Below are 9491 nucleotides of genomic sequence, written 5' to 3'. Positions count from 1 at the left end.
TCTCGGCACGGCCTGTCAGTTTCCATCCTGCGAAAGGCGAGTTGCTGCTCTTCGAGGCAAATCGCTGCGGATCGACCGTCCATTGTCGCGTGGGGTCGATGATCGTGACGTCGGCATCGGCGCCGACTGTGAGCGTTCCCTTTTTCAGCCCCAGCACGCGGGCTGGATTGTTCGTCAGCTTCTCGATGGCTTGTGGCCAGGTTAGATGCCCGGGCTCGATCAACTTGGTGACGGTCAATCCTAGCGCGGTTTCCAGCCCTACGATGCCGAAGGGGGCCTGGTCGAGTTCCTGCATTTTCTTTTCCAGGGCATGCGGCGCGTGATCGGTGCAGATCACATCGATCGTGCCGTCGGCCAGGCCGGCGATGCAACCGGCCACGTCCTGTTCGCCACGTAGCGGTGGGCTCATTTTGCAATTCGAGTCGAACGTGCGCAGGCATTCGTCCGTGAGCGTGAAGTGGTGCGGGCAGACTTCCGTCGTGACGCGCACGTTGCGGCGCTTGGCACGCCGCACCAACTCGACGCTTCCCTGTGACGAGATGTGCATGATGTGAATTCGCCCGCCCGTCGCCTCGGCCAATAGAATGTCGCGTGCCACCATCGCGTCTTCGGCCACGGCCGGCATGCCGGGCAATCCCAACAGCAGTGAGACCAGTCCCTCGTGCATCACGCCGCCGTGCGTTAGCTCGCGGACTTCGGCGTGATTGAGGATCGGCTTGTCGAACATCGACGTATATTCGAAAGCGCGCCGCATCAGTTCCGTATCGTGGACGGGGGCGCCGTCGTCGGTAAATCCCACGGCACCGGCCTGGACCAATTGACCGATCTCGGCCAGGTCCTTGCCTTCGCGGTTTCGGCTGACGCAGGCGATAACGAAGACGTTGCAGTTGTCGGCCAGTACGGCCTGATGGTGTACGAACTCGACTTGGGCCTGGGTGTCCAGCGGCGGCTCGGTGTTGGGCATGCAGGCGATCGAGGTGAAGCCGCCCGCCAACGCCGCGGCCGTACCGGTGGCGATGGTTTCGTCCTCTTCGCGGCCCGGCTCGCGCAAGTGAACGTGCATGTCGATTAAGCCCGGCGAGACGATCTTGCCGTGGGCATTGATCACCAGGTCCTGGCCGTTGAGGGAGACGTCGTAGCCGGCGATGCGGCCGTCTTCGACCAGCACATTGGTCACGCGGTCCAGTTGCTGGCTGGGGTCGATCACACGGCCCCCCTGGATCAATGTGCGTGACATAAGTTCCACTTTCCTTGCGGGGGCGTTAAAGCGTGCCGCAGATGAGCCACAATACGGCCATCCGCACGGCCAGGCCGTTAGTGACTTGTTCGAGAATGACCGAGTGCGGACCATCGGCGACTTCCGGTGTCAGCTCGACGCCGCGATTGATCGGCCCCGGCGCCAGGATCAGAATGTCGTCCTTGGCCTTCTTCAGGCGCTCGCTGTTCATGGCATAGAGCAGGGCATACTCGCGTACCGACGGGAAAGGACGCGTCGTTTGCCGCTCGAACTGAATGCGTAGCAGATTCAGCACATCGCAACGGGGCAGGATCTCGTCCAGGTTATGCGACACCTCGACCCCCATCTCGCGCCACAGGGGCGAGACCAGCGTCGATGGGCCGCACAAAATGACGTGGGCGCCGAGCTTTTTCAGCCCCCAAATGTTCGAGCGGGCCGTGCGGCTATGGGCAATGTCGCCTACCAGGGCGACGGTCAACCCCTTGATTCGTCCGACGTGCTCGCGAATGGTCATGATGTCGAGCAAACCTTGCGTGGGATGCTCGTGCGGGCCGTCTCCGGCATTGATCACGGCACAGGCCAGATTTTGCGCCAGCAAATGAGGTGTCCCTGGCGTGCGATGCCGGACGACGACCAGATCGATGCCCATGGCCTCGATGTTCTTGGCCGTGTCGATAAAGGTTTCCCCTTTCGACAAGCTGCTGCCCGATGCCGTGAAATCGACCGTGTCGGCACCCAACCGCCGGGCTGCCAGCGAGAAACTGGTGCGGGTGCGGGTCGACGGCTCGAAGAACAAATTGGCGCAGGTGCGGCCGGCCAGCGATGACAGACGCTTGCGGCAACCCCCGGTGGCCTCTTTGAACGATACCGCGGTGTCGAGCACCAGCGATAATTCCTCGGCCGACAGTTCCTCTAACCCCAATAGATGTCGTCGCGTCCAGGCGGCAGGGGTGGTACTGATCTCACCGACCTTGGTGCTCATGTCGTCCTCCGGTGGAGCGCTCGTCGGGCGTCGTGCCGCGGAGTGCGTTGCGGTCAGATTCTATCACCGCTGGGCGTGCCTGCAAGCAACCGCTGTAAGGTCATATTTCTGCTTGCTGTTAGAATGCGCAAGATGTCTGGAAAGTCACCGCTCATCGTGCTTTTGGCTAGCGACAAACCGGCCCTTAACGGACGGCTGCAGAAGGCATTGGCGGGTCTGCCGTTCCGTCTAGTGACGAAAAACGAACTTTGCGAACCCGGCGAACATCGGGCGAGCGCCGCGGCCGATGTGATCGTGGTGGCAGACGGTCAAGGGCCGAAACTCGATCCCGCGACCGAGCGACGCCTGCTCAACGGTGAGATCGCGATTCTGTGCGTCGGGATCGAAAACGATGCCCTCGCCCCGATGCTCCCTTCAGGGGAAACGCCAAAGGAGCCGCCACCGGCCACTTTTATTCCGGCAGACGCCACGGAACGGGAACTGGCGCTGGTGTGCCGACTGTTGGGCGAAAATGCGCGGTTGCGGCGGCGCGTACACCGCGAGCATCGCCGCCGTGGTCGGCTCGCGCATTTGGCGGATTCCGACCCGCTGACCGGGCTACCTAACCGCCGGGCCTGGCAGCGCGAATTGCGTCGCCGCGTGCGGCAGCGCGGGCCGGGCGCGAGCCGGCAATGCCTGGCGATTGTCGACCTCGACTTTTTCAAGCAGGTCAACGCCAGAAATGGGCATGCCGCCGGAGACCGGGCACTGGTGGCTACCGGCCGTGCCCTACGCGAGGCGTTGCGAACCGGCGACATGGTGGCGCGCTTGGGCGGGGACGAATTCGGCCTGCTGTTCGACGTTGGAGCGGAGGACGCGGCGGGTTCGATTGTGGAACGCGTTCGAGCACGCGTCAATCTGGTTGTGATCGATGAAACGACCGATGAAAACACTACCGCACGGGCAAGCGCCGGCTACGTCGTATTCGTTCCCGCTGATGGCCAGCAGGAATCGTTTCTCGTGTCCAGTGCTGATGAGGCGCTTCGCCTGGCCAAATCGCTGGGACGCGATCGCGCGGTTGCCGCCAGCATCCCGTAGGGGTTGCAACCGTACCCATGTCGGGAATTCGGGTCGCCCGCGGCGTAGACGGTGCGTAATGTGTTCGCCACATCACGCCATTACGCGGCGACGCGCCACCGTAACTTGAATAGCCACAGCATCGTAGCGAACAGTGAGCATATCAATGCCAGGTCGAAGGTCACGAATGCGAACCAAATGCGCCAGTCGCCGAGACGGGCCTTGTCTCCTACGGCCATATGGTTCAATGGCAGGCTGAAAGCCGCGCCGAAGGGACTTACGAACGTGGCTCCTTCAAAGATATTCGCTCCTGCCGCGTAGTAGTTCTGGGCGAAGACAACGGCGGCAACCGGCGCCATGAATAGCGCGGCCATGACAACGTAGGACATCATCATCGCCGCCGAAGTCTTACGAAAAACAACCGAACAAAAGAGGGCCAATGTCGAGGTCGTTACCGATGTCAAGAAGACAATCACCAGGTAGCCAAGCACCGTCTGCCAGTTCGCCCAATAGGTTGTCACCAACAAACAGGCTAGTACCAGCGGCCAGAGCAGGAAACACGTCAAAACCGTCGCGACGCGCAGCGCCGAGATCAACTTGCCCCACAGAATCTGCCACGGACTGAGCAAGGTGACGAGTAGCAGGTCCAAGGTTTCGCGTTCGCGCTCGCTGGTCACGCTGCCGGCCGAAAACACCGGTCCGACGAGCATATTGAACAGAACCACGTAGCTAATGTACCAAGGAGCCCAATCCGGCTTCAGGAACAGGCAAGTGGCCATCAGCGGCACGGCCAGCGCCATGCTGACCTGGATCACGACCCGCGCCATCAGCGTGCCTTGGCTGAAGATTTCGCTGCGCATTTCCTTGTCAAAAATTGGATTTGTTCCGTCCTCGAGCAGATCATCACGTTTGGCCGGAGCGAAAAGCTTGTCGGGAAACTTGTCGCGCTGAATGATCAGGCCCACGGCCGCGCGCTGCTCGAAAGCCTCGTCCACGACCTCTTTGCCTTCGCTCCCCACGTCGGGCGGATGCAGCAGCCGGCGGCTGGTCGCCACGAACAACGTTCCGCAAATCGCGGCGGCCACGACGGGCAGCACGGTCACCGTGGCGAGCAGCCGCAACTCGGCAAAACCTTCCAGCGTCCGCCAGAAAAACAATCCGGCCAGCGCCAAGGGGAGCACCATCAAGTACGACACCACGAGCGACGACGCGGTGCGCCGAAAGTAACTACTCGCGGCCAGGCTGATCATGCCGAACGTGACCGTCGAGAGAATCACCGCGAGGTAGACCGCCAACACCTCGTACAACGACACGCCCCCCAGCGGAAGGCACAACATGACGATCGGCAAACTGCAAAAAATCAAAATGGCCAGGTGCGAAAGCGAGGCCAGCAGCTTGCCGAGAACGATGGCTCCGGGGCGCAACGGGCTGGCTAGCAGCATTTCGTAGCTTTTGCGCTCCTTCTCGCCGGTGATCGCGCCGGCGGCGAAGCTGGGCGCCATCAGCGAGGCCAGGAAATACTGCTCCAGAAAGATCAGGTTGACGAGGGTTTTGCCGTCGTCGGGGTTCGAGCTCATGTCGATATTCTTGGCCGATGGCCAGGCCGCCATGACCACGGCGCTCAACAGCACGACATACGCCAACAGCAGCACGAAGGCGCGGTGCATGCGCAGGTTGACCAGCAGCTCGCGCTGCAAAACGGGATTCTCGCGCACAAACATGGTCTGACAGCCTCTTCCTGACGCGTCGGGCGATCTCTGTTCCGAACTAGGCCACGAGTCCCTTGGTGACCAGCATGAAAACGTCTTCCAGCGTGGGATCTCTCTCGGCGAACGAGTGCATGCGAACTCCTGCCGCCACAAGCTCGTCGAGCAACGCGGCCAGGCACGCGTCGTCGGCGGCCATCTCGACGCGGGCACGCGAGTCTTCGACCTGTAAGTCCATCGTTTCCGGTCGGCTGCGAATGATCGACAGTCCCGCCTCCATCCGCTCGTGAAAGCGAATTTCCAGCACGCGGTTGCGACGGATGCGGCGATACACGTCGTCGATCGGCCCGTGCATCAACAACTGCCCACGCTCGATGATGCCGATCGACGTGCAGCAATCGGCCAACTCGGTCAGGATGTGGCTGGAGATCAGAATGGTCTTGCCCATTCGCCGCAACTCGCGCAGCAGGGCTTTTACTTCCAGGCGGGCGCGCGGATCCAGTCCACTCGAAGGCTCGTCAAGGATCAGTACGGGAGGATCATGCACCAATGTTTTGGCCAGGCAGAGCCGCTGCTTCATGCCGCGCGACAAACCATTGACGAAGTCGTCGCGCTTGTGGGTCAGGTCGAGCAGCTCGAGCACGTCGCCTATGACTTGCCGCCTGCGGACCCGCGGAATCTGATAGGCAACGGCGAAGAAATCGAGAAACTCCCAAACCTTCATGCCGTCGTATACGCCAAAGTTGTCAGGCATGTAGCCCACGCTGCGCCTCACGCCCAGCGGGTCCTTGGTGACGCTATGCCCGTTGACAACTCCCTCTCCGTGCGTGGCGTTCAGCAGCGTGGCCAGGAAGCGAATGGTGGTACTCTTGCCGGCGCCGTTGGGTCCGATGAAGCCAAACAGCTCGCCGGCTTCGATCTTGAGGTTGAGCGACGCGACGGCCACGTAATCGCCGTAAGTCTTGCCAAAGTTGGTGAGTTCAATCATCTGTGCGGCTAGGGGCCAAGGTTGCGGCGGTGTTGAACATTGCCGAAGCGTGAATCGTTAGGGCGTGGCCCCGTTCGCAGGAGCCATAAAGTCGCCAGACTCGTTTTCGTCAGGCAACCCTTCGGCAACTTGCGCGCGGGAATTGAAATCCATCTCCAAGGGGCGCGTGGCGCCATACGATAAATGCGCCACGATCGCGGCCGCGTGTCGCGCTTGATTCGCCACCGGCGTAATGGTAACTCCTGGAAGTTCGTCATCGGTCCAGGCCATCAAACGCAGCTCGGCACTGCCGATGTCTTTTTGCGCGACGTCCACCAGCGGTTTCACGTTGAGCGAAGCAAGCGATTCGAACGCTTTCGCTTCCTGCTCCGACGGTTCCTGAAACGCGCCGTCTTGCCGGCTGAAAAGCTCGAACTCCGCCTCGTCGCCCGGTTCCAGAGTTCCCAGCCAGGCGTATCGGTATTCCGTCGATGGGCCATCCACGGCGCGCGCGTTGCGATCCATGACGACCGCATTCCGCAGGTGCAGCGCAGTGCCATTGCGGATGCGGTGCTTGCCCCCATCGGAGCCAGGCACGAATTGCAGCGACCCGCCCAAATCGAACATCTCCTCCGTGTGAACCATGCCCGTAGAATTGCTGGAAACGGTCAACTGCTCAAGTCGTACCGGAATCTCGCTGGCCGTGCCGGTATCCGGTTCTTGGCGCAGGACGACCGTACCGCGACGCTGTTGCGGGCCAGTGCTCAGGCCCATGCCGGTAGCAAAGGGTAGGGCTACGGCCGACGGGTTCGAGAGCGCCAGCGAATAGTCCGTCGAGAGCGAAGTGTACAGTGCGCAATAGCGGGTCAGATGCGCGCGAGGATAGTCTCCCTGCACTTCCAGCACCGCCAGTTCAGTTGCCGAGCGGACGAAGCCGATGTCCAACTGGGCAAGCCTCACGACCACCACGCCAAATACGACGGCAATTGCGGGCGCGAGCAGCCAGGCCATTTCGACCCGTCCAAACGATCGACAGAGCAACCAGTTCAGCGGCACGAGCACAAAGACGTAGGCTCCCAGCAGCGCGAATACGAAACGCGCCCGGGGAACTTGAATACCCGCCGCTTCCTTGAGCGATTCGCGCGCCGCCTGTGATGCGTGGCTTTGATCATCCCAGGCAGCGATGCCGGGACCGATAGCGATTTTTTGTCCCATCATGTCGGCATCCGGACCGAACGGATCGCTGCCGGTAATCACCTGAGGTTTGACAAGGCCGCGTTGGCCACGCAGTTCATGCACATCGCGTGGTTGGGGCAGGGGGCGTCCCGCGTCGCGCGTGAAGAAGCGAACTTGCGTGACGCGCCCTGGCGCTTCTTCGATGCCGTCGGCCCATTCGACGCCGACCTTATCTTCTATGCTGCGCGCGAAACGGCGGGCAGGTGCTCGCAACAAGGCAGCATTGAAGACGGCATCAAAACCGGCCCAATCGATCAGGTCGCGCTGCGAGAGACGAAAGGCCGTGACCACCGTCCGCCCGCGGCCAATCCGCTGTTCGACGATCAGGGGCTGGTGATCGTCGGCCTCGGCCAGCACCTGGCCGTCGCGCTGCTCCACATTCAAATGCTGGCCGCTCCAGGGCTGAAACAAGCGTATCTTGCGTTCGGTGTCCGGCGAGATGTGGCCCAGCGCAGCCAACGTGGCTTCCGTCATTTCCCAGCCTTCGCCGCCGGTAGCGGGCAGGACTCCGTCCAAGAAACTATCGCGCAGCTGGTCGAGCGAATCGGGGCCGCTGACGATCAATTGTCCGCCCCAGTGCAGCCAATCGATGAGCGCTTGCTGCTGCGCGGTTGTCAGCAGCGTGGGATCCAAACCGTCCCACAGCACCACCGCCGTACTGGTCCAGAAGAGGGCCTGACTTGGCACCGGTGCTAAGAGAGTTACCGTCGGCGCCACAACGCGGTAGTGTGCCTGAGCGCCACGATCTTCCGAACTTCCTTGCGGTGCCCGGACCGTATCCATTGTCTGCAAGTATCGATAGTCTTCCGGCTGCCGAGCGAGCACGACCAAAAAGTATTGTTCCGCTGGAATCGGCGACAGCAACTCGCGCGCGTTCCATACGTCGCGCCCTGTGCGCGTTAATAGTCGTGGCGCCACCTGCCGGCTGAAATGTTCGACCGGATTGAACATGGCAATATCGAGCAATTTCTTCTGTAACTTGGGCAGCACGGCGGGGCGGGAGGACCGCATATGGAAAGTCTGCCCGTCGAGATCGACGCCGTCTCCTGTGGGCTGGACCACCTCGGTGACCAATTCCCCGCGGAAGTCATCGAAGTTGGCGCGGACGTCTTGCGAGGCCATGGTCCAATGGCCCGGCTTGATGCCGGCCTCGATGCGATCCGACTCGCTAGGACGAAGCGTAAAAGGACCAAACGTGAACGGGTCCGTGGGACCTTTGGTGTTTTTCTTATCTTCGGGCGATTGCAGCGTCGCGAGATTTGCCGGTACGCCAGTGGGCATCGACACGCGCCGATAAATCAACGTCGCGGCAGCCGCAATGACCAGCGCCACCACCATGCGCGACTTCCAGCGCTTGCGCCACGAGGGAAGCTGCTCGACGATCGGTGGCGATGCTTCGCGCGCAGCATCGCTGTCCGATGCGCTCGGCGGCACCGGTCCGCTGTCTGCAGAGGATTCATCCATGCTTGGCTCGACGTGGAGCTATCGATCGCTGCCCAAATGATATGCGTGTGATGCGCCGAAACGGCTAGTGCCCGGTTTTCGGCCCGCCGCGCGATAACACCATCGTAAGGGCCAGCCGCGACCGAGAAAAGCGGCCGGAACATCCGAGGTATCGCTGAAAGAGATATCCGTTTGCGTGCTAACCCAGCTGATCGCCGCGCCAGCGTCGATAGTCCGTGGGCGTGTCGATGTCGACAAGCGGTCCGTCGTCGGGCCATTCGAGTTCGCGGACTGGGCCCCGATTCACCAACAGATTGAGCCCCTCGGTCGGCCCCAAACGCGCGACTTCGCCCGCCATGGCCCACGGGAACAGCACGGGATGGCCGCGGCGCCCGCTGTATTTGGGCACGATGATCTGCGGCGAGTCTGGGTCGTACGCGGCGATGATGAAATCAATGAGCCGCGTGCTCAGCCGTGGCATGTCGGCCGGAGCCAACAGCCACGCATCGGTCGGCATCGGAGTGTTCTCGGCCACGATCGAGTTCAATGCGTGGCTGACGCTCGATTTCATGTCCGGGGGCGGAATCGCGGGTACGACGACCGTTGCTCTTGCCCGGCGGCAGGTCTCGGCCAAATCGACGTCGTCATGGTGCAACACGACGATCACACGGCAAACGCTGCTGGCAAGCCATTGGCCGATCACATGTTCGATCAGAGTGCCGCCGGCCCAGGGGAGCAAGAGCTTCGGCTGACCCATCCGTGCGCTACGTCCCGCGGCGGGTATGACTGCGAAGAATCGCGGTGCGGAGTGCGAAGGCGCGGAGTCCAAAGGGAGTGCCGGACGTTCGTCCATGTCGCAACGTT

General features: G+C 61.8%; 7 protein-coding genes. 1 reads left to right on the top strand and 6 read right to left on the bottom strand.

Annotated elements, in window-relative coordinates; translation table 11 throughout:
- Both VGG64_13730 and VGG64_13725 read right to left on the bottom strand, forming a co-directional pair.
- Window positions 1–1237 (bottom strand): dihydroorotase (locus tag VGG64_13730; protein ID HEY1600663.1); only part of this gene is annotated, 1237 nt, incomplete at its 3' end.
- Window positions 1238–1262: 25 nt separating this feature from the next.
- Window positions 1263–2219, bottom strand: coding sequence for an aspartate carbamoyltransferase catalytic subunit (locus VGG64_13725; GenBank protein ID HEY1600662.1), 957 nt, complete (start codon window positions 2217–2219; stop codon window positions 1263–1265).
- 132 nt (window positions 2220–2351) lie between these two features.
- Between VGG64_13725 and VGG64_13720 the strand changes: the two genes are divergently transcribed.
- Window positions 2352–3296 carry a GGDEF domain-containing protein gene (locus VGG64_13720; GenBank protein ID HEY1600661.1) on the top strand — a complete coding sequence of 315 codons (945 nt, stop codon included), beginning with the start codon at window positions 2352–2354 and terminating at the stop codon, window positions 3294–3296.
- Window positions 3297–3376: 80 nt separating this feature from the next.
- Here VGG64_13720 and VGG64_13715 read toward each other — a convergent pair whose 3' ends face one another.
- From VGG64_13715 to VGG64_13700, 4 genes are all read right to left on the bottom strand, one after another.
- Window positions 3377–4996: an ABC transporter permease subunit gene (locus VGG64_13715; protein ID HEY1600660.1), complete on the bottom strand. Its 1620-nt coding sequence runs from the start codon at window positions 4994–4996 to the stop codon at window positions 3377–3379.
- A gap of 46 nt (window positions 4997–5042) precedes the next feature.
- Window positions 5043–5969 carry an ABC transporter ATP-binding protein gene (locus VGG64_13710; protein HEY1600659.1) on the bottom strand — a complete coding sequence of 309 codons (927 nt, stop codon included), beginning with the start codon at window positions 5967–5969 and terminating at the stop codon, window positions 5043–5045.
- Window positions 5970–6026: 57 nt separating this feature from the next.
- Window positions 6027–8648 (bottom strand): hypothetical protein, encoded by a 2622-nt coding sequence (locus VGG64_13705; GenBank protein ID HEY1600658.1) that lies wholly within the window; start codon window positions 8646–8648, stop codon window positions 6027–6029.
- A 178-nt stretch (window positions 8649–8826) separates the two neighbouring features.
- Window positions 8827–9480: a nucleotidyltransferase family protein gene (locus VGG64_13700; GenBank protein ID HEY1600657.1), complete on the bottom strand. Its 654-nt coding sequence runs from the start codon at window positions 9478–9480 to the stop codon at window positions 8827–8829.
- Window positions 9481–9491 lie beyond the last annotated feature (11 nt).

It is taken from the genome of Pirellulales bacterium, from assembly GCA_036490175.1.
GTDB lineage: Bacteria > Planctomycetota > Planctomycetia > Pirellulales > JACPPG01 > JACPPG01.
Note: the sequence above shows the minus strand (reverse complement) of the source record. Positions and strands in the feature narration are given on the sequence as shown.